Consider the following 20169-nt stretch of genomic DNA (forward strand, 5'->3'; position numbering starts at 1 on the left):
TGGTATCCATGCAACAACGCTCTTATGCATGATTAGTTACGCTCCATCAAATGTACCACAATTATATTCCTTTGTACATCCTATAATAGTAGATTCCATTTTAGGAACTATGTGTTCCTCCCAAAAATCTGCCAGCGGTTGAATTGCATTGATAATACGTGAATCTTCGATTGGATGCAATAAATTATCTATACTAATTTCTAGATACCTAACTATGAACTCTGCGGCTCTATCATCTGAGTCTCTGTGTATAAGATCTCCAATTCTTTCTAAGTAGTAAACTTGCTCGCTAGTAAGATCTTGATCTTTTATTATTTGCGGTAGAATCTTGGTTAATATATACCTCTAGTAAATGAAAAATTGTCAAAGAAGTCAGCAAGTGTTATTAAGTAAGAATGATTTATAGAAAATTAACATCAGTAGAAAAAGAAGAATTAAAGCTTTACCATAGAAGCGAAAGGGATAAGAGGATTTGTGATAGAATCAAAGCTGTTCTCATGTATGATGATAGCTATAGTATTGATGAGATATCGAAAGTGTTATTACTGAGTGATGAAGGGATAAGAAAACATTTAATAGATTATCATAATGCTCAGAAGCTTAAGCCTGGAAATGGCGGTAGTGATAGTAAACTTACTAGACAGGAGGAAGCAGAGTTAATAGTTCATCTAGAAAATAATAATTATGTGTATGCTAGAGATATAGGTTTGTTCATAGAACGTCAATATGGAGTAATCTATACATTAGCTGGGGTAATCAAGCTGTTACACAGACTTGGTTTTAGTTATAAGAAACCTAAGTTATAATTCCTGGAAAAATAGATTTAGCTAAGCAAGAGGAATTTAAGCTGCAATATAGTTTGCTAAAAAATAATTTAGCTAAAGATGAGTCTATTTATTTTATGGATAGTGTTCATCCTCAATACCAAACTCGAGCAAAATTTGGTTGGATTAGAAAGAATGTAGTTAAAACATTACCAAGTTTCAGTGGTTGGAAGCGTAAACATATTATTGGTGCTATTAATCTTAAGGATTTAGAGGTAGTAACAACTGACAATCCTAAGGTTAATGGTGATTATATTATTGAATTTTTAAAGAAATTAGAAGCAAATAATCAAGATAAAAGTAAGATTTATTTGATATGCGATAATGCTGGATATCATAGGTCAAAAAAGGCAAAAGAATATCTACAATACAGTAAAATAGAGTTACTATTTTTGCCAGCATATAGTCCTAATTTGAATCCAATTGAACGACTGTGGAAATTTATGCATTCTGTTGTAAGTAACAATAAATTTTATGCGAATTTTGAGACATTTACTGATTCTATACGAATATTTTTTGAAAATATTGAAAAATATAAAAATAAAATTTCTTCATTGGTAAATGACAATTTTCAAACCATTGTGCCTAATCATTTTAACAACTCTTCATGTTGAAGAAGTATACTTCTTTAACTTGAAAAGTTGGAAAATGAATATTTAGATGAGCGAATAATCAATGTTCTTATGGATAATTAATATCTAATACTACCAATTCTTCAGGTAAAAGAAGTATATCATAAACAAGGAGTAAACGGAGTTAAACTTATCAAGGACAAGGCTTTTAAAGCTAAGTGGGACTGTGATGATCAACTATTTACAAATATATTATATTTTAACAAACAAGGGTTATTATTAAAGTTTGATGAGTATGGTAATCATGCTGAAGTAAAAAAGTTTATTAGCGGTCATCATTTGGAGTTTTATAATGTGGAGTAACATTTATGTCATTCCTGCGAAAGCAGGAATCCAATAAAACCAACAAAAAACTTGTTTTTGTAGGTTTATTTTGTCAATATTAAGACTATTTTTTCTGGATTCCTGCTTCCGCAGGAATGACAGAAAGAGCATTTACCGCTCCACGCAGGCAACGCCAGCTCGCAATGACAATGCCTAAAACTTAGGATAATTTAATAGCAGAACTTAAATAATCATTACCGTATTTCTCAAAATAATCATCATATTTACCTTTAAAATCAATAAGATTTTTTCTATGGGAAAGAGCAATAATTCTTGTTGCTATGGATTTTGCAAAATCACGATCGTGCGTTACTAATATTACCGTACCCTCAAAATCAATTAGAGATTTTTTAAGAGCTTCTCTTGATTCTATATCAAGGTGGTTTGTCGGTTCATCAAGAACCAAAATATTGCTTTTTTCTAGCATCATTTTAGCAAGTAATAACCTTGCCCCCTCCCCGCCGCTTAGACTTAAAATATTTTTATTTACTTCATCGCTACGGAATAATACTTGTCCGAGCGTATTTCTAATAGTATTTTCCGTTTCCTTTTCAGATTGCTTTTTAAGCCAATCAATAATACTAATATTTTCATTAAGTAACTCGTGATGATCCTGAGCAAAATAAGATATTTGTGATTCATATCCCCACTCATAGCTACCTTGATCTGCTGATATTTTATTCATTAAGATTTTTAACAAAGTAGATTTACCGATACCGTTTGCACCGATAATAATAATTTTTTCTCCTCGTGATACGTTAAAACTAACTTTATTTAATAGACCTTTTGCATAACTTGCTTCTAAAGGTAATTTATACGTCGATCCGGTACTCGCATCCTCACGTACGCTTGTGTACGCTGCGGTGCTGCGTTCCGTGTCTCCTTTAAATTCCTCTTTATTAGCTTCGTTATGCAAAAGGTCTAATATTTGCTTATTCTCAAAATCTTTAGTTATTTGATCGATTTTTAATACTAATTTTCCTGAATTTCTTAGTTGTTTAAATCTAAATAACGGACTAATTCTTGAAGATTTTTGTATATCCGGCAATTCTATTTTCTCTAACTGCTTTTCTCTAGAAGCACTTTGCCTTGCTCTCGTCCCTGCTCTAAATTTATCAACCCAAGCCTGTATATTTTCTATTTTCTTTTCTAAGAAATTTCTCTCGCTTAATTTTTGAGCAGCTATTATCTGCTTTTCTTGAACAAAATTATCATAATTTCCTGTATATAGTTTTATCTCTCCATAATCTATGTCTAAAATATCCGTTGCGACATTATTTAAAAAAGCTAAATCATGCGATATAAAAATTAATATTCCCTTAAAAGAATTTTTTAAATAATTCTCAAGCCAATATATTGAAATAATATCTAAGTGATTTGTCGGTTCATCGAGTAGTAAAATATCCGGATTATTAAATAGACTTTGTGCAAGTAAAACACGAAGCTTATAACCTCCTGATAGAGCAGAAAGCGGCTTATAATGATATTTTTCGGCTATTCCAAGACCTACAAGCAAGCTAGCTGCAAAAATTTCAGCGGTATAACCGTCATTATCGTATATTATTTGTTCAAGCTCACCAAGCTTATACCCATCTTCATCGCTACATTCTTGTCTATTTAATATCTCTTCTTTTTCCTGTAAAGCTTTCCATAGCTCCTTATTCCCTGCTATTACCGTATCTATAATTTTAGTATTTTCATAAAGAAATTGATCTTGTTTTAAACAACCTACTTTAGAGTTTTTAGGTATGTTAATATCGCCGAAAGCCGGCTCTTCTTCCTTAGTCAAGACTTTAAAAAAAGTTGTTTTACCTGCTCCGTTGGCACCTACTAAACCATATCGTTTATTATTTTTAATATGCAAATTTACATCGGTAAATAGTATTCTTGCACCATAACTCATGGCTAAATCATTTATAATAATCATATTTTTAGATGTCGTGGTTAAATTTAAGAATAATTGAAAAGGTTTTAGAAAAGTTATAAATATTTAATATTTCTTCAACAACTCAAGAACTTTTGCAAAATCTACTATATATTCTTCTTGTTTTTCTAAATCTTTAAGTTTGAGGCTATTATTTGCTTGTTCTTCGTCACCTATGAAAATAATAAATTTAGCATTTTCATTAAGAACACGTTGCATTCTTTTAGCTATTTTACCTACGGGTTCTATAATAGTAGCAATATTTTGCGAACGTAATTTATCGGCAATTTCTAAAGAGTAAGTAATATTATTTTCACCGATCGGTAATACACATACCGGCTTTACTTCAGATATATTATATTCCCGCATTAAAGCAATTCGCTCGATACCGGCAGCAAAACCGATAGCCGGTACATCATCATTATTACCCATGATTTTAGCAAGCCCGTCATAACGTCCGCCGGCCAAAATAGTGGATTGACTCCCTAGCTTTTTCGTAGTGAATTCAAAAGCAGTATGGCAATAATAATCAAGCCCTCTAACCAAACGTGGATTTATGCTATATTTCACGCCTAAAATATCAAGATATTTTAGTAACTCCTCAAAATATTCTTTGGATTCATCAGTGTAATATTCAGATAAAACCGGAGCAGCAGCTACTATTTTCTGATCAATTTCGCTTTTAGAATCAAGAATCCGCATTGGGTTTTTGGTCAGCCTTATTTTACTTTCTTCCGATAAGTGATCTTTAAAATCATTTAGATATTCTACTAGCTTTTGTTGATAAGCACTTCTTGATTCGCTGCATCCAAGAGAGTTAAGCTCTAAGATAGTATCCTGCTCTATTTCAAGTGCTTTAAGTATATCTACGGCTAACTTCAAAGTTTCAGCATCAGTAATAGCACCTTTAGCCCCGATATATTCATAATTTAGTTGGTGAAATTGTCTTTGACGCCCTGCTTGCGGTCTATCATAACGAAAAACAGGACCGGTAGAGAAAAGCTTAAGAGGTAGTTTGTACTGCAAACCGTTTGAGAGGAAACTTCTAATAATACCTGCCGTAAATTCAGGTCGTAATGCTACGGAATCATTGCTTTTATCTAAAAAACTGTAGATTTCTTTACTGATTACGTCAGAGCTTTCACCCATAGAACGGTTAAAAACTTTGGTATACTCAAGTATTGGAGTACTCATTTGCTTATAGCCGTACAATACTCCTACATCTCTTGCCTTGTTAATTATATAGTTGTGGACTTTATAATCATCCGGCAATAGATCTTTCATTCCTCGGAGTGGTTGCAGCTTTTCAGTCATTTGCTTAATTTTGTGGTTTTGTGTGGATACCAAATCGTCATTGCGAGGAAATTACGAAGTAATTGACGAAGCAATCTCAGGATACTTGACAAGATTGCCACGTCGCTTCGCTCCTCGCAATGACGACTCGAGTATACCTATTTTTGCTCTTTTTTCATAAAGAACGATCTTACAATATATAAAACAAATATCGTAATAAACCAATATATTAATGCACGACCTGCCGTTAATAGATTAAATTCACCGTCATATATTTGAATAAATAGCAAATAAGCACAAGCAATTAAAATAAACGGTACAATAATAAATACTAACGGACATCTAAAAGGTCTTTGAGCATCAGGTAGCTTTACCCTAAATAATACCACTATTATTGTGACGGTTATATAATCAATTAATGCTCCCATTGAAGTTAATTGAGTTAATAATTCCGTAGAGCAAAATCCTCCAAGGATAGCAGCTAAAGAAACAAATATTATAATCGTAATATACGGGCTATCATATTTTGGGTGCAATTTTGCAAAACTTTTCGGTAGTAAACCGTCACGTGCAATAGCATAAAAAATACGAGAAGTACCGTAAATATTCATCATCAACACCGTCATCATACCACAAACCGCACCGGTTGCAACAATAGCAGAGCCAATCTTGCTATTATTAATAGTTAAAGCATAAGCAAGTGGTTGATCGTTATTTAACTGATCAAAAGGTGCAATACCGGTCACAAGCCCTGCCATTGTTACATAAACTATAGTAGTTAGAACAAGCGAGCCGATAATACCAATCATTATATCACGCTTTGGATTTTTACATTCCTCAGCTGCAGTTGCAATCGTTCCAAAACCTGTAAAAGCTAGGAATAAAATAGATGCACCTACTAAAACATTACTAAAACCGAAAGGCATAAAATTGCTCCAGTTAGTAGCATCGAAATGAGGAGCAGCAGCGAGTACAAATACAAATATTGCAGCCATTTTTATGAAAACTAAAATTGCATTTAGTCTCTTACTATCTTTAGTACCTAAATATAAAATAAAGCCGATAAATACCGAGATTAAAAATGCCGGTAAATTTATTATACCGCCGTTTGTCGGTACGGTAGTTAATTCTTTCGGTAAATTAATTCCGCCTGCCGCTAATATTCCTTGTACGTAACCCGACCAGCCCGCAGCTACTATTCCTGCAGCAACACCGAGTTCTAATATTATAACGCTACCGATCATCCAAGCGAATACTTCACCAAACGCTACATAGGAATAAGTATAAATACTTCCTGAAGTCGGAAGCATCGCAGCAAGTTCAGTATAAACAAGTGCTACGAAAATACAGGTAATACCTGCAATCGCATAAGATAACATTACTGCAGGCCCTGAATATTTAGCAGCAATTATACCGGTAACAACGAATACGCCGGTACCAATCATTGCACCAAGACCCAGTAATATTAAATCGAATGCTCCAAGCGTCTTGCTAAGACCGCTTGAGCTACCTATCTCTTTTACTGATTCAAAACTTTTCTTCCTTAAAAAACTCATTAGTTTCTCCTGTTTTAGTGAGCTTATTTTTTTGTGAATTGTGTCATTACGAGTGACTAAAGGCATTGCCTCTTGCAATGACGCGATTACCTTATATCTCTAGTAATCCACCCGCCGCCAAGTACCCTATCTCCCGCATAAATAACGCATGCTTGCCCAGGGGCAACGGCTTTTTCTTCGGATAAAAATTTTACTTTCATTTTATCATCGTCGAGTTTGCTTATTTCGACTAGACGAGGCGGTCTTGTCGAACGAATTTTAACTTCTACTTCTAGCTTTTCATTATCTTTAATCTCATCTGCAAGCCAGTTTATGTCTTTAATTATAAACTCCTGCACATGTAATGCAGACTCCGGTCCTACATATACTATATTGTCCTTAGGATCAATCTTTACTACATATAAAGGCTCGTTATAAGCTATACCAAGGCCACGACGTTGCCCTATAGTATAATTAATTATACCGCTATGCTCTCCTAGCTCAAACCCGTTTACATGAATAATTTTGCCACTTTCGCTTGCTCCCGGACGTATTTTATTTATTACACTCTTATAATTTCCATCAGGTACGAAGCAAATATCTTGGCTATCGGGTTTATCTGCTACCTCAAGCCCAAATTTACTAGCAAGCCTACGTGTTTCATCCTTAGTAAGCCCCCCAAGAGGAAAACTCAAATATTCCAATTGCTCTTTAGTAGTAGTAAACAAAAAATAACTCTGATCTTTTGCCGGATCAAGTCCTGTATGTAACTCCGCCCCGTGAACACCGTTTATTTTTCGTACGTAATGACCGGTAGCAAGCTTGTCTGCTCCAAGCTCTTTAGCCGTTTTAATTAGATCCCTGAATTTCACTGATTTATTACATTGCACACATGGAAGCGGGGTTTCGCCTTGTAAATAGCTATCAACAAAATTATCTATTACCGACTCTTTAAACTTACTCTCATAATCAAGTACGTAATGGGGAATACCTAGCTTATTTGCTACCATTTTAGCATCGTAAATATCCTGACCGGCACAACAGGCATTTTTTTTCCCTACTGCCATACCGTGATCATATAGCTGCAAGGTAATACCTATAACATTATGTCCCTGTTCATGCAACATTGCGGCAACTGCCGAACTATCAACCCCGCCTGACATCGCGACAACTATAGTAGACTGCTTATCCCCTAAATTAATCATACCAACCTTAAACAAACAGCAAATTATACTAAATTTATAATTAAATTACAACACTATCTTTTAATATATTAAAATGCTATAATCGGCGTTGTTTAATAATTATCAATTAGTCATGATATACTGTCATCCCGTGGCTTGACCACGGGATGACAGAGATGAAATTGATCCGCACAGCCTACGGCTGCTCGCAATGACGAGGTAATACCCACGCGGGCAATACCTCCTTACAATAACGTAGCTTAAAAAATTAAAAATTATAAAATAATATGTTATTTAAAGTATTATACAAAACGATTATTACATTAGCTCTAATTTATTTCGTACTGATTATCTTAGAATATGCACGCCAAGGTTTTATTAATGATTTATCATTACAAAAAGTAGATTTATCTATTCAGAATTCGATAAAAGAGCCTATTTATTTAGTTTCTTATGCCGACGGTCCGGAATATGTTTATCGTAATCAAAATGCTACTACTCACTATGCGATTAATAAAGGTATAGATTTCATATTTAACTATAAGAAAAAGTATATAAATCAAGCATTTATAGAAAAAAATCAAGAAATTTTTAATGAACCTGCAGGAGCGGGGTTATGGCTATGGAAACCTTATATTATACTTGAAACAATGAAAAATGCACCGGAAGGAGCTATTATAGTATATTTAGATTCAGCTTTTGTTATTAAAAAGCATATCAATAATTTAACAAATCTTTTAGGCGATAATGATATATTACTGGTACATGATCGCGATCGTAAAAACGGTAGTTTTGTTAAAGGCGAAACTTTTGCTTTAATGGATTGTCTGAACGAAGAATGTAGAAATAACGATCATATTTGGAGTGCAGTTATTATTATGCGTAATACTGAGCTTTCTCGTTCTTTTATTGAAAAATGGCTAAGAAGTTGTGAAGATATTAGAATTCTTTCAGGCAAAGATTATAATATTCATCCTAATTACGATGAATATAAATGGCATCATTCCGACCAATCGGTACTTAGCCTTATATATCACAAAAATCCACAATCGGTTAAAGTAATAGAATATGAAGAAACGACACCTTTCTTATCTTGGTTTCACCGTAAATATTCAAATAGTTCACCGTTAAAGCCGTGGTATAGCATATACGGTATAGAGCCTATAATAAATTTCAATACTAACGGCAAAGTTTTACCTTCTACCGCTCTTATAAACACTCCACCGATTGTTAGACTTCGTAAATGGCTTATTGAGCATCAATGATTAGCTTTGCCTGCGTAGCTCTTGAAAAACGCTCCGTTGTCATACCGTGGCTTGTCCACGGTATCCAGAAAACAATTTAAAATACTAATAATTAACTGGACCCCGTGGACAAGCCACGGGGTGACAGCTATAGTTCACATCTATAGTTCTCTTACTTTAAAAAAACTATAAGATAAGGTAAGTACTTTAATGTCTTGCATTTCAGGGTCAAGCTCAAAATCCTTATCTATATAAAATGTAACCGGCATTAAGACTTTTTCGCCGGCTTTTAATAATTGTTCTTCAAAACAAAAACAATGAATTTTTACGAAATATTTTCCTGCTTTATTTGGAGTAACATTATATATGGATGTCCCTATTATATCGTTACCGCCTAGATTCTCTGTTTCATAGAACACGAGAGTATTCTGCCCCGGAACAATTTGCACTCTTTGCTGCCTTGGAATAAACCGCCAAGGTAAGTTTTTATCAACATTAGCATCAAACTCGATAATTATAGGCTTAGTACCCTTTACCTTTGAATACACACTCACCGTTTCTTTTGCAGTAGTGCCGCCATATCCTGTAACCTTACAAAATAAATTATAGATAGGCACTGAAGCAAAGCTTAGTAACACCATACTAATTATTAGTCCTAGCAGGGAAAAAGCTAGATTCTCATTAATTTTTTTAGACATTATTTGATTTTATTTAAAAATACTCTAGAAAAAGTTTATTTTAGATCATATATATGTTAGCATAAAGAAAAATAGTAAGGTTGGTATGACTAATAATATTAATGCATTAGCAATCTCTAGCGAATCAGGATTTTATAGCTACTTACAGAAAATCAATAAAATTCCTTCACTTACGCAAGAAGAAGAATTTTTATTAGCGAAATCCTATTTAGAAGAGAATGATTTACAAGCTGCACATAAATTAGTAACGAGCCATCTTAAACTTGTTGCAAAAATTGCAAGTGGCTATAGAACTTACGGTCTTCCTATTACTGAATTGGTTTCAGAAGGTAATATAGGTTTAATGCAGGCAGTAAAAAAATTCAATCCTGAACTTGGTTTCCGCCTATCAACATATGCAATGTGGTGGATTAAAGCCGCTATTCAAGAATATATATTAAAATCTTGGTCATTAGTAAAGATGGGAACAACGGCTGCACAAAAAAAATTATTTTTTAGCCTTAATAAAATTAAGCATAAAATTACCAATTTATACTCAAGGGCTATTACTGCCGACGATTTCGTACAAATAGCAGATGAGCTAGGCGTTTCGGTTAATGAAGTTTCTGAGATGAATACTAGAATTTCAGGTCCTGATTTATCGTTAAACAACCCTATAAATAGCGACGATGCAGAATCAGGAGAATTAATAGAATTATTACCGGAAACACGCCCTACTCCCGAAACTATAGCTATTAATAAGCAAGACTCTACCGGTAAAAGGAAGTTACTATCAAATGCTATGAAGATTTTAAACGATAGAGAACTCCGTATTTTTACAGAGCGTAAATTAACGGATACTCCTAAAACTCTAGATATTTTAAGCAATGAGTATAATATTTCTAAGGAACGTATTAGACAAATAGAGAATACGGCTTTTGAAAAAATAAAAAAGTTTATCTTAAACCATAGTAAAAAAGTAGCTTAAGCCTTATTGGATTGTCATCCAGTGTCTTGACCTGCATGGATCGAAAAACCTACTCTATGTCATTCCCGCGGAAGCGGGAATCCAGAAAAATAACTTCAAATATCGATATAATAAGTTATTTATTTAAAAAATAAACCTAAAAAAAACAAGTTTTTATAGGTTTTACTGGATTCCCGCCTACGCGGAAATGACATAAAACGATCCACGCAATAATGCTTTCACAGGAATGACATCAGTTCAGCACGCCTGACCATTCAGGGTCGGAAGCATCGGCTGGTGTTGTAATTTCTCTTTCATTATGACCTGTTAGGTCAATTGCAAATATTTTATTTTTCCCTGGAGCTTTAGCTCTCGACGGCCAACCTTTAGCAAACATAATAACTCGTCCGTTAGGCGACCAACAAGGGCTTTCGACTAAATATCCGCTTGTTATTATCCTTTCACTATTCTCATCATCTTGGGGGCATGCTTTCATAATTCCGATATTAAAAGTTTTTCCTTCAGCTCCTCTAGTAATCTTAGTAAATGCTATATAATCTCCTCTAGGCGACCAGCTAGGAGCAGTGTAAGAACCTTCACCAAAACTAATACGCTGAACGTCACTTCCGTCCGAATTCATGATATATAATTGAGGCACCCCGTTTCTATCGGAGTTATATACAATTTTTTTACCGTCCGGTGAATAGCTAGGAGAGGTATTAATACCGAATCCGTCAGTTAATTTATGAAGCCGTTTAGTAGCAAGGTCAATTTCATAAATATGAGTTGAGCCGTTTTTAGCTATCGACATTACGGCTTTTCTACCGTCCGGTGAGAATCTAGGGGCAAAAGATATACCGGAAAAATCACCTACTACGCTTTCTTTACCTGTTTTTAAATCCTTTTCATAAACAAGAGCTCTTCTTTTAGTTGCGTATGAAACATAAAAAATCTTATCCGCTGAACGAGCAAATCTTGGGGTTAATACTAGTGACTTTCCATTGGTAAGGTATTTATTATTAGCCCCATCATAATCCATCAAAGCAATTCTTTTTATTTTCGGTAAAGAAGTGCTTTCCGATACATACACTATTTTAGTATCAAAATAACCGGCATCACCGGTAATTTTTTCATAAATTTTATCGGCAATTTTATGTGCTGCTCTTCGCCATAAATTTTCCGGTACTTCAAGAATTTCGCCGGCAAGCTGTTTTTCAAGCAACGTATCCCATAATATAAAGCTAATTTTAAGCTTACCGCTTTCTAGTTTTTTAACTTCGCCGTTTACTAAAAGGCTAGCATTAATTTGACGCCATGCAGCAAAAAGCGGTTTATATTCTATTCCTGTCTTCTCTTCTATAAAAGATGCAGAGGAAATAGGACGAAATAACCCCGAAAGCTTTAAATCATTAGAGATAACTTTAACCACATCGTGACCTACGGCGTCATCAGCAGAACTATCAGCATTAAATTTATTAACTGCTATAGGCGTAGGATCAGCTCGCCCATGCTCAATATTTATTGTTTCAAGTGCATAACCTTTAAAGCTAAATAATAGTGATAGTATAAAATATATAATATTTCTCACTCAAAATACTCCTTTTTATCAAATTCCATTATGGTTGTTGTATGTCATTCCTGCGAAATGAAGAATTGGGATACGAAGATCAACTTGGAAAAGAGCAAGGAGTCTGTAAGTCGAGGAGCGGAGCGTATACTTAATACGTGAGCATCCGAGAACTTACAAAGATGACGTAGCCAATTTTTCAAGTTCATCGAGTATATACTACCCAAAAATCTTCATCAATTCTTCCCATTCTCTTTTAGCCATACCGCTAGTTTCACGGGTAACTTTTTCGCCGTTTATCATTCTTTTAATTACATCCAAGCCTTTACGTGAAATATTTGCTCCTTGCAAACGATATTCCTCAAAAGCTTCGTAAGTAAAAGGAACCCAAGCTTTGACTATCTCAAGCATCTTTTCGGCATAAACTCTAATTTCATATTGTGCGTGAGGGTCGGCACGCAATCTTAAGAAATGAAGCAAATTATGTAAATTAATTTTCCAATACCATTCCGTATAATAATTTAAAGTTAAATTCATACGAGCAAGCTCTCTTGCTATTCCTGTGGTATTCTCATCTATAATATTACCATCTTCATCGGCATTCATCAGCTCTTTATAATGCTCATAACACTGCTTAGCATCTTCCTCTAAGATTGCAAGAACCTTTTCAGCCACTTCTTTCGGTAAACTACCACTTTCTCTACATTGTTTATTTACGGCAGATTGGGAAGCAATATTTGCCGGTTCTGGTAAATAAAATTCGTTGCCTAAAATAGAGTACCTTGCCGAATATTCGTTAACGCTAGCTGTTCTATGCCTAATCCATTGCCTTGCAATAAATATCGGTAGTTTAATGTGAAACTTGATATCACACATCTCAAAAGGAGTGGTATGATAATGACGAAGCAAGTAGTTTATCAGCCCTTTATCTTGGTTTAGCTGCTTCGTACCCTTACCGTAAGAAACACGAGCCGCTTGTACTATAGCACTATCATCCCCCATATAGTCGATAACTCTAATAAAGCCGTGATCTAACACTTTTATAGGCTCGTATAAGATTTCTTCAAGTGCCGGAACTGTTACTCTTTTTGTGGTGTTGTGCATTCTATTGATCCTTTATGTTTTTCTTTAAATTAACCTTTTCGATGTCATTCCCGTTTGGTATTGCCTACGTGTATACCGATGTCATTTCTGCGAAAGCAGGAATCCAGCATAAAGCGAGATAAATCGAGCTTTTAATTTCAAAAATTTGCTGTATTAATACTTATTTTCTGGATCCCCGCTTTCGCGGGGATGACATAAAACGGTCCACGCAACAAGGTCGGACAAGCCACGGCATGACATTTCACGACAAATAACTATATAAATTCTTACCGTTTCTTTTTAGCCATAATTTTGCCGGTTGGTATTCAGGATATATATCCTCAACTAGCTCCCAAAAATTTTCGCTATGATTCATTTCTTTTAAATGCACCATTTCATGAGCTACTAAATATTTCAGTACTTCAACGGGAGCAAAAACTACTCGCCAATTAAAAGCAAGATTCCCTTTGCTACAACAGCTTCCCCAGCGAGTAACATTTTCCATTATTCTAATATTGGAATAAGTCAAATTATGTTTTTTAGATATATTCTCTACTATTATTTTTATTTCTGCTAATAATATCTTTTTAAGAAATACTTCTATACTAAGTTTTTTTAGTACCGTACTGCAATATACTTCTAACGTAGAATCATTTAGTTTTATCTGATTTTTAGACGAATTAATATGTATTATTTCATAAGATTTTCCCAAAATAGAAATCTTATCTTCATCCTTTGGTATCACAGTTACATTACGGCGTAATTTTTGCCTAACCCAATATTCTTTACTTAACAGAAAATTATGACCTTTCTCTAGCTTTGCCTTAAGAGGCAATACAAGCTCTGCACCTTTAGGCGTAATTCGTATGGCTATATTTTTAGCTTTACCACTCCTCCTTACTATAACATTTTGAGGTTTACCGTATTTAGTAAGAGTAATAAAATCTTCCATTTAAAATTCTATATATTTACTCGGATCAACCACTATTTTGTTTTTACGCATCGCAAAATGTAACTTATGTTCTACATGTCCGATAACACTATTTTTAGTAATTTTATCACCTTTTTTAAGTAACAAATCGTCTAAACTCGCATATGCTACTTCTAAATCGTCTTTATCTAACTTAACTATTACTAAATTACCGAATTGTTTATTAAAACCTGAATATATTACCGTTCCTGTGGCTATCGATTTAACTTCGCTATATTCTTTAGCGGCAATATCTATCCCTTTACTTTTACCGGCTTTAAACTCGGTAATAATTACCCCGTTTAACGGTTTTACAAAGTTTGACTGCTCTATCTCTTCTTCATCTTCATTCCGAGATATAGGAATCTCAATATCATCATTATCATCTTCTATAATTTTTGCCTTTGGTTCTTCGAGTCTACCGCTAACTTTTTCTGATACGGAATCGTCTTCCATAGTTCTTTGAACTATCAACCCCTCATCATGTTCTAATTCGGTAGAATTATTATTTGCAGTAACATCTCCTACTTTATACTCAATTGGAGCAGGCGGCTGTTCAACACAAGCAACTAAACAAAAACATATAACGATACTAAGTGCAACAGGATATTTCATATATTTAACAAAACGATTATTTACATTAGAAAACAAATCTTACATAGTATATAATTTTTATCATTATTTTCCATCAAAAAATTAACTATGAAAACTTATAATATTGTCATAGCTAGTGATCACTCAGGTTATGAGCTTAAGTCTGAAATTATCAATTATTTAGAGCAAAAATCTTTAAAGGTTTATGACTGCGGAACGAATAATACACAAACCGTCGATTATCCTGATTATGCTAAGAAAGTAGTAGATATTATTATTGAAAAATCAGCTCCTATCGGTATTTTAATTAGTGATACAGGAATTGGTATGTCTATAGCCGCTAATCGTAGCTCGGAAATAAGAGCAGCTTTGTGCCATAATATGTTAACCGCTGAAAACGCTAAAGCTCATAATGACGCTAATATCTTAATACTCGGAGCAAAAACCATAGATCACAAAATAGTGTTTGATATTATAGATAAGTTTTTAACCACTAAATTTGAAGGCGGTAGACATAACGTTAGATTGTTAAAAATATAAATATATTGACTTTACTCACATTATTTCACATAGTATACTTCTTCAACATGAAGAGTTGTTAAAATGATTAGGAACAATGGTTTGAAAATTGTCATTTACCAATGAAGAAATTTTATTTTTATATTTTTCAATATTTTCAAAAAATATTCGTATAGAATCAGTAAATGTCTCAAAATTCGCATAAAATTTATTGTTACTTACAACAGAATGCATAAATTTCCACAGTCGTTCAATTGGATTCAAATTAGGACTATATGCTGGCAAAAATAGTAACCCTATTTTACTGTATTGCAGATATTCTTTTACCTTTTTTGACCTATGATATCCAGCATTATCGCATATCAAATAAATCTTACTTTTATCTTGATTATTTGCTTCTAATTTCTTTAAAAATTCAATAATATAATCACCATTAACCTTAGGATTGTCAGTTGTTACTACCTCTAAATCCTTAAGATTAATAGCACCAATAATATGTTTACGCTTCCAACCACTGAAACTTGGTAATGTTTTAACTACATTCTTTCTAATCCAACCAAATCTTGCTCGAGTTTGGTATTGAGGATGAACACTATCCATAAAATAAATAGACTCATCTTTAGCTAAATTATTTTTTAGCAAACTATATTGCAGCTTAAATTCCTCTTGCTTAGCTAAATCTATTTTTCCAGGAATTAACTTAGGTTTCTGATAACTAAAACCAAGTCTGTGTAACAGCTTGATTACCCCAGCTAATGTATAGATTACTCCATATTGACGTTCTATGAACAAACCTATATACCTCTAGTAAATGAAAAATTGTCAAAGAAGTCAGCAAGTGTTATTAAGTAAGAATGGATTTATAGAAAATTAACATCAGTAGAAAAAGAAGAATTAAAGCTTTACCATAGAAGCGAAAGGGATAAGAGGATTTGTGATAGAATCAAAGCTGTTCTCATGTATGATGATAGCTATAGTATTGATGAGATATCGAAAGTGTTATTACTGAGTGATGAAGGGATAAGAAAACATTTAATAGATTATCATAATGCTCAGAAGCTTAAGCCTGGAAATGGCGGTAGTGATAGTAAACTTACTAGACAGGAGGAAGCAGAGTTAATAGTTCATCTAGAAAATAATAATTATGTGTATGCTAGAGATATAGGTTTGTTCATAGAACGTCAATATGGAGTAATCTATACATTAGCTGGGGTAATCAAGCTGTTACACAGACTTGGTTTTAGTTATCAGAAACCTAAGTTAATTCCTGGAAAAATAGATTTAGCTAAGCAAGAGGAATTTGAGCTGCAATATAGTTTGCTAAAAAATAATTTAGCTAAAGATGAGTCTATTTATTTTATGGATAGTGTTCATCCTCAATACCAAACTCGAGCAAGATTTGGTTGGATTAGAAAGAATGTAGTTAAAACATTACCAAGTTTCAGTGGTTGGAAGCGTAAACATATTATTGGTGCTATTAATCTTAAGGATTTAGAGGTAGTAACAACTGACAATCCTAACGCGAATTTAGGATAAGGAAGAAGAGAAGCATGGAATAAGAATAAAGTATTTACAAGTTAAGAGTGTTGGGTTACTGAAGTTTTTCAACAAAAAAACAAGAACCCAACAATGAAAAAATGTATCACAACTTTATTTTAGATACTAGACAATTTTTGTGAAATATATGAAGAATGGGAGAAGCAAAAATTAATACCAACAGATAGAAAACGCCGGAAAGAAGGGAATTTAAGCCTTTCAGAGCTTTTAACTATCGTATTATATTTTTATATATCGCCGTGCAAAGATTTTAAGAATTATTATTTATATCACTTATCATATAAATATAGAGGTTATTTTAAATTACCAAGTTATAGTCGAATAATACAATTATGGTCAAGATTAATTCTACCGCTTGTTATAATGTTGCAACTATTTAGAGGAGAGGAAACAGGAATTTATTGCATAGATTCAACTAAATTATCGATATGTCATACAAAACGTACAAATAGCAATAAAGTATTTAGTGGTATACTTCTTTTACCTGAAGAATTGGTAGTATTAGATATTAATTATCCATAAGAACATTGATTATTCGCTCATCTAAATATTCATTTTCCAACTTTTCAAGTTAAAGAAGTATATAGCTAAAATAGGGATGAGTAGTTATGGATGGTTTATGGGGTTTAAGTTGCATATAGTAATTAACAATAAGGGAACGATTATGGCGATCAAAATTACCAAAGCAAATAATAGTGATTTATCGGTAGCAGACGATATAACTGATGGATTACAAGGTAAACTCTTTGGTGATAAGGGATATATACTTCTTTAACTTGAAAAGTTGGAAAATGAATATTTAGATGAGCGAATAATCAATGTTCTTATGGATAATTAATATCTAATACTACCAATTCTTCAGGTAAAAGAAGTATATTTCTAAGGAAATATTTACTAAATTATTAGGTCGTGGATTACGCTTATTTACAGGAATTAGAAAAGATATGAAGAATCATTTATTGGAAATGGAAGATAAAATACAGCTTAGAAAAAGGTCGTTGGTTGAGTCAGTATTTAATGTCCTAAAAAATAATATGAATCTTGCACACTCAAGGCATCGATCACCTACTAATTTTTTAGTTCATATTCTAGCTTGTGTTAATGCTTTTAATATTACTAAAACTAATATTTTAAACTCTTTTTTCGATAATCTTAAACTCTTCTTATCCTAAACTGGCGTTCCTAAGGTTAATGGTGATTATATTATTGAATTTTTAAAGAAATTAGAAGCAAATAATCAAGATAAAAGTAAGATTTATTTGATATGCGATAATGCTGGATATCATAGGTCAAAAAAGGTAAAAGAATATCTACAATACAGTAAAATAGAGTTACTATTTTTGCCAGCATATAGTCCTAATTTGAATCCAATTGAACGACTGTGGAAATTTATGCATTCTGTTGTAAGTAACAATAAATTTTATGCGAATTTTGAGACATTTACTGATTCTATACGAATATTTTTTGAAAATATTGAAAAATATAAAAATAAAATTTCTTCATTGGTAAATGACAATTTTCAAACCATTGTGCCTAATCATTTTAACAACTCTTCATGTTGAAGAAGTATATTTCTTAATCAATTAGTGACCATCTTCTTTAGCAAATACGGCAATTAGTGCAGAGGCATCAAATATTATTTTGGACATCTTTTACTTCTTTTTTCTTCAATTAAATATTCCTGACGCCTTTCAGCAATAAAATCATCTACTATAGAAATATTTTTATCAATTTGATTTTTGGTAAAAATCTTATGCATCTCATCAATTATACTATCAACGCTAACGATTTTAATTTCACTATTTTCAATTTCTATGGTGATTTTTTCACCCGGATGTATATTAAATCTTTCTCTAATTGATACCGGTATAAGCACTCTACCATGCTGATCCATGTTGGTCACTATTCTTTCCATATTATAACTCTAAATTAACATTTATTATAATATGTCATTTTTAAGATAATTACAATTTATTACTTATGTTTATTTGCCGTTTTTTAGATCTTTATTTAATATAGTATCCTTACTAAACAACATAGTCATAGAATAAGCAAGTATGGCAAACATACAAAGATATAAAATCGGGAATAGATTGAAATCAAATGATTTTATTACCTTTGCACAAATATAATTAGCAGTACCGGACATTAACATTGAACCAATATTATGTCCTAAACTTATAACACGATAGCGTTCTTTAACTACAAAAGACTTAATAACTATACTATGAGCAAGAGCATTAAAAGGTGCAACTGATGCAGCTAACATTAAACTAGCTGCAAGCCCTAAATTAGTCATTTGATATTTTACTGCTATCACAAAAAATACACTTGCTGTAATAGTACATATAAATGCGATTTTTAATACTGAATTAACTCCTAAGCGGTCGGCAATAAAGCCGGCAATCGGCATGCAAACAGCAAAACATATTACTATTAAGACTGAAAAAGAACTCATAATAATACCGACTGAAGGTAATACAATCGGTAAATATTGCTTCATAAAGATGATCGCAATTTGATATGTTGCTCCAAAACCTCCGGCTAAAAATATTAACCTTGCAATATTTTTCCATTGCTTTTTAATTATAGAGCTAAGTTTTTCAATAGAATCTTGGCTATGATGTGCTTTTTTAAACTCCGGTGTTTCATCAAATTTCCGGCGATAATAAAGAGTTATTAATGCAAGCGGTAAACTTAGTAAAAACGGAATACGCCAACCCCACTCCGGAAAAATATGAGAATTAAAGAAATTAGTTGCACCAATCCCGCATAATAAACCCATTACTCCTGTACATCTAGTTATTGCCGAGGCAGTAAATCGGTATTTTGCTCCTAAATGTTCAATAACATAAATCGCTGCACCATCATATTCCCCTCCAATAAAAATACCTTGCATGAAGCGACATAAAACTAAAATTATCGTACTCCAAACTCCTATCGAAGAATAATCAGGCAATAAACCTATTATTAAGGTAGGTATTACAATACCGATAATCGTAAAACTTAAGGCTTTTTTTCGACCGTATATATCCCCTATACGTCCAAAAATATAAGCACCCATAGGTTTTGATAAATATGCCGCCGCATAAACGGCAAAAACATTTACAAGCTTTGTTAACGGATCAGTACCGGCTGAAAAGAATTTATCGGCGATAATTGCTGCTGAAAAACCATATAAACTATAGTCGTAATATTCAATAATAGTGCCTAAACAAGCACCAAGAACTTTATTGCTTGATTTTGCTTGTTTCATTTTTTAAAGGTAATACGTC

General features: G+C 33.0%; 21 protein-coding genes and 2 pseudogenes. 10 read left to right on the plus strand and 13 right to left on the minus strand.

What is annotated here, in order from left to right; all coding sequences use genetic code 11:
- Nucleotides 1-36: 36 nt before the first annotated feature.
- On the minus strand, nt 37-339 hold the full coding sequence (locus tag AC5584_RS06800; RefSeq protein ID WP_499217029.1) for a hypothetical protein: 303 nt from the start codon (nt 337-339) through the stop codon (nt 37-39).
- A gap of 158 nt (nt 340-497) precedes the next feature.
- Here AC5584_RS06800 and AC5584_RS06805 point away from each other — a divergent pair, with 158 nt between their 5' ends.
- Nucleotides 498-806, plus strand: coding sequence for a helix-turn-helix domain-containing protein (locus tag AC5584_RS06805; protein WP_499216278.1), 309 nt, complete (start codon nt 498-500; stop codon nt 804-806).
- An 11-nt stretch (nt 807-817) separates the two neighbouring features.
- Entirely contained in the window at nt 818-1438 is a 621-nt protein-coding gene (locus AC5584_RS06810; protein WP_499217030.1) for an IS630 family transposase, read from the plus strand.
- A 502-nt stretch (nt 1439-1940) separates the two neighbouring features.
- On the opposite strand, the gene abc-f is transcribed toward AC5584_RS06810, so the two are convergent.
- The 4 genes from abc-f to mnmA all read right to left on the minus strand — a co-directional run bounded on the left by abc-f (nt 1941) and on the right by mnmA (nt 7737).
- Nucleotides 1941-3707 (minus strand): ribosomal protection-like ABC-F family protein, encoded by a 1767-nt coding sequence (gene abc-f, locus AC5584_RS06815; protein WP_499216279.1) that lies wholly within the window; start codon nt 3705-3707, stop codon nt 1941-1943.
- 63 nt (nt 3708-3770) lie between these two features.
- The gene (hisS, locus tag AC5584_RS06820; RefSeq protein ID WP_499216280.1) at nt 3771-5018 is read right to left on the minus strand and encodes a histidine--tRNA ligase; all 1248 of its coding nucleotides are present in this window, start codon (nt 5016-5018) and stop codon (nt 3771-3773) included.
- 137 nt (nt 5019-5155) lie between these two features.
- Nucleotides 5156-6553 carry an amino acid permease gene (locus tag AC5584_RS06825; protein WP_499217031.1) on the minus strand — a complete coding sequence of 466 codons (1398 nt, stop codon included), beginning with the start codon at nt 6551-6553 and terminating at the stop codon, nt 5156-5158.
- An 86-nt stretch (nt 6554-6639) separates the two neighbouring features.
- On the minus strand, nt 6640-7737 hold the full coding sequence (gene mnmA, locus AC5584_RS06830; RefSeq protein WP_499216281.1) for a tRNA 2-thiouridine(34) synthase MnmA: 1098 nt from the start codon (nt 7735-7737) through the stop codon (nt 6640-6642).
- 266 nt (nt 7738-8003) lie between these two features.
- Between mnmA and AC5584_RS06835 the strand changes: the two genes are divergently transcribed.
- Both AC5584_RS06835 and AC5584_RS06840 read left to right on the plus strand, forming a co-directional pair.
- The gene (locus AC5584_RS06835) at nt 8004-8981 is read left to right on the plus strand and encodes a hypothetical protein (RefSeq protein ID WP_499216282.1); all 978 of its coding nucleotides are present in this window, start codon (nt 8004-8006) and stop codon (nt 8979-8981) included.
- A 36-nt stretch (nt 8982-9017) separates the two neighbouring features.
- Nucleotides 9018-9152, plus strand: a complete 135-nt coding sequence (locus AC5584_RS06840) for a hypothetical protein (RefSeq protein ID WP_499216283.1) — start codon at nt 9018-9020, stop codon at nt 9150-9152.
- On the opposite strand, the gene AC5584_RS06845 is transcribed toward AC5584_RS06840, so the two are convergent.
- Nucleotides 9122-9658, minus strand: coding sequence for a cytochrome c oxidase assembly protein (locus tag AC5584_RS06845; RefSeq protein WP_410527295.1), 537 nt, complete (start codon nt 9656-9658; stop codon nt 9122-9124). The two genes, AC5584_RS06840 and AC5584_RS06845, sit on opposite strands and share 31 nt — an antisense overlap.
- 85 nt (nt 9659-9743) lie before the next feature.
- On the opposite strand from AC5584_RS06845, the gene rpoH reads away from it, so the two are divergent.
- Nucleotides 9744-10625 (plus strand): RNA polymerase sigma factor RpoH, encoded by an 882-nt coding sequence (gene rpoH / locus AC5584_RS06850; protein WP_499162781.1) that lies wholly within the window; start codon nt 9744-9746, stop codon nt 10623-10625.
- A gap of 232 nt (nt 10626-10857) precedes the next feature.
- Here rpoH and tolB read toward each other — a convergent pair whose 3' ends face one another.
- The 4 genes from tolB to AC5584_RS06870 all read right to left on the minus strand — a co-directional run bounded on the left by tolB (nt 10858) and on the right by AC5584_RS06870 (nt 14875).
- Nucleotides 10858-12192, minus strand: coding sequence for a Tol-Pal system beta propeller repeat protein TolB (tolB, locus tag AC5584_RS06855; RefSeq protein WP_499216284.1), 1335 nt, complete (start codon nt 12190-12192; stop codon nt 10858-10860).
- 198 nt (nt 12193-12390) lie between these two features.
- Entirely contained in the window at nt 12391-13275 is an 885-nt protein-coding gene (gene thyX, locus AC5584_RS06860; protein WP_499216285.1) for an FAD-dependent thymidylate synthase, read from the minus strand.
- Between the two features lie 241 nt (nt 13276-13516).
- A complete protein-coding gene (locus tag AC5584_RS06865) occupies nt 13517-14206 on the minus strand; it encodes a M48 family metallopeptidase (protein ID WP_499216286.1) in 690 nt (229 codons plus the stop codon).
- Nucleotides 14207-14875 (minus strand): murein hydrolase activator EnvC family protein, encoded by a 669-nt coding sequence (locus tag AC5584_RS06870; RefSeq protein WP_499216287.1) that lies wholly within the window; start codon nt 14873-14875, stop codon nt 14207-14209.
- A 51-nt stretch (nt 14876-14926) separates the two neighbouring features.
- Here AC5584_RS06870 and rpiB point away from each other — a divergent pair, with 51 nt between their 5' ends.
- Complete coding sequence (gene rpiB, locus AC5584_RS06875; RefSeq protein WP_499216288.1) at nt 14927-15358, plus strand: ribose 5-phosphate isomerase B; 432 nt, start codon at nt 14927-14929, stop codon at nt 15356-15358.
- Between the two features lie 42 nt (nt 15359-15400).
- Here rpiB and AC5584_RS06880 read toward each other — a convergent pair whose 3' ends face one another.
- Nucleotides 15401-16129, minus strand: a complete 729-nt coding sequence (locus AC5584_RS06880; protein WP_499216289.1) for an IS630 family transposase — start codon at nt 16127-16129, stop codon at nt 15401-15403.
- A 165-nt stretch (nt 16130-16294) separates the two neighbouring features.
- Between AC5584_RS06880 and AC5584_RS06885 the strand changes: the two genes are divergently transcribed.
- The 4 genes and pseudogenes from AC5584_RS06885 to AC5584_RS06900 all read left to right on the plus strand — a co-directional run.
- The gene (locus AC5584_RS06885) at nt 16295-16873 is read left to right on the plus strand and encodes a winged helix-turn-helix domain-containing protein (RefSeq protein ID WP_499216290.1); all 579 of its coding nucleotides are present in this window, start codon (nt 16295-16297) and stop codon (nt 16871-16873) included.
- 123 nt (nt 16874-16996) lie between these two features.
- Nucleotides 16997-17606: pseudogene (locus AC5584_RS06890) on the plus strand (transposase); the annotation flags it as partial.
- A 163-nt stretch (nt 17607-17769) separates the two neighbouring features.
- Complete coding sequence (locus tag AC5584_RS06895; protein WP_499217032.1) at nt 17770-18066, plus strand: transposase; 297 nt, start codon at nt 17770-17772, stop codon at nt 18064-18066.
- 21 nt (nt 18067-18087) lie between these two features.
- Nucleotides 18088-18456, plus strand: a pseudogene (locus AC5584_RS06900) (transposase); the annotation flags it as partial.
- Nucleotides 18457-18530: 74 nt separating this feature from the next.
- Here AC5584_RS06900 and AC5584_RS06905 read toward each other — a convergent pair.
- Together AC5584_RS06905 and AC5584_RS06910 are read right to left on the minus strand one after the other, a co-directional pair.
- Entirely contained in the window at nt 18531-18809 is a 279-nt protein-coding gene (locus tag AC5584_RS06905; protein WP_011271509.1) for an AbrB/MazE/SpoVT family DNA-binding domain-containing protein, read from the minus strand.
- 69 nt (nt 18810-18878) lie between these two features.
- On the minus strand, nt 18879-20150 hold the full coding sequence (locus AC5584_RS06910; RefSeq protein WP_499216291.1) for an MFS transporter: 1272 nt from the start codon (nt 20148-20150) through the stop codon (nt 18879-18881).
- Between the last annotated feature and the right edge of the window lie 19 nt (nt 20151-20169).

It is taken from the genome of Rickettsia endosymbiont of Villa modesta (assembly GCF_964026485.1).
Taxonomy (GTDB): domain Bacteria; phylum Pseudomonadota; class Alphaproteobacteria; order Rickettsiales; family Rickettsiaceae; genus Rickettsia; species Rickettsia asembonensis.

Bases quoted from the DNA above. Each gene is read 5' to 3' on its own strand.
- AC5584_RS06910 (WP_499216291.1), bottom strand. From the start codon at position 20,150: ATGAAACAAGCAAAATCAAGCAATAAAGTTCTTGGTGCTTGTTTAGGC.
- AC5584_RS06825 (WP_499217031.1), bottom strand. From the start codon at position 6,553: ATGAGTTTTTTAAGGAAGAAAAGTTTTGAATCAGTAAAAGAGATAGGT.
- AC5584_RS06835 (WP_499216282.1), top strand. From the start codon at position 8,004: ATGTTATTTAAAGTATTATACAAAACGATTATTACATTAGCTCTAATT.
- mnmA (WP_499216281.1), bottom strand. From the start codon at position 7,737: ATGATTAATTTAGGGGATAAGCAGTCTACTATAGTTGTCGCGATGTCA.
- thyX (WP_499216285.1), bottom strand. From the start codon at position 13,275: ATGCACAACACCACAAAAAGAGTAACAGTTCCGGCACTTGAAGAAATC.
- rpiB (WP_499216288.1), top strand. From the start codon at position 14,927: ATGAAAACTTATAATATTGTCATAGCTAGTGATCACTCAGGTTATGAG.
- abc-f (WP_499216279.1), bottom strand. From the start codon at position 3,707: ATGATTATTATAAATGATTTAGCCATGAGTTATGGTGCAAGAATACTA.
- AC5584_RS06805 (WP_499216278.1), top strand. From the start codon at position 498: ATGTATGATGATAGCTATAGTATTGATGAGATATCGAAAGTGTTATTA.
- hisS (WP_499216280.1), bottom strand. From the start codon at position 5,018: ATGACTGAAAAGCTGCAACCACTCCGAGGAATGAAAGATCTATTGCCG.
- AC5584_RS06845 (WP_410527295.1), bottom strand. From the start codon at position 9,658: ATGTCTAAAAAAATTAATGAGAATCTAGCTTTTTCCCTGCTAGGACTA.
- AC5584_RS06905 (WP_011271509.1), bottom strand. From the start codon at position 18,809: ATGGAAAGAATAGTGACCAACATGGATCAGCATGGTAGAGTGCTTATA.
- AC5584_RS06885 (WP_499216290.1), top strand. From the start codon at position 16,295: ATGTATGATGATAGCTATAGTATTGATGAGATATCGAAAGTGTTATTA.
- AC5584_RS06865 (WP_499216286.1), bottom strand. From the start codon at position 14,206: ATGGAAGATTTTATTACTCTTACTAAATACGGTAAACCTCAAAATGTT.
- rpoH (WP_499162781.1), top strand. From the start codon at position 9,744: ATGACTAATAATATTAATGCATTAGCAATCTCTAGCGAATCAGGATTT.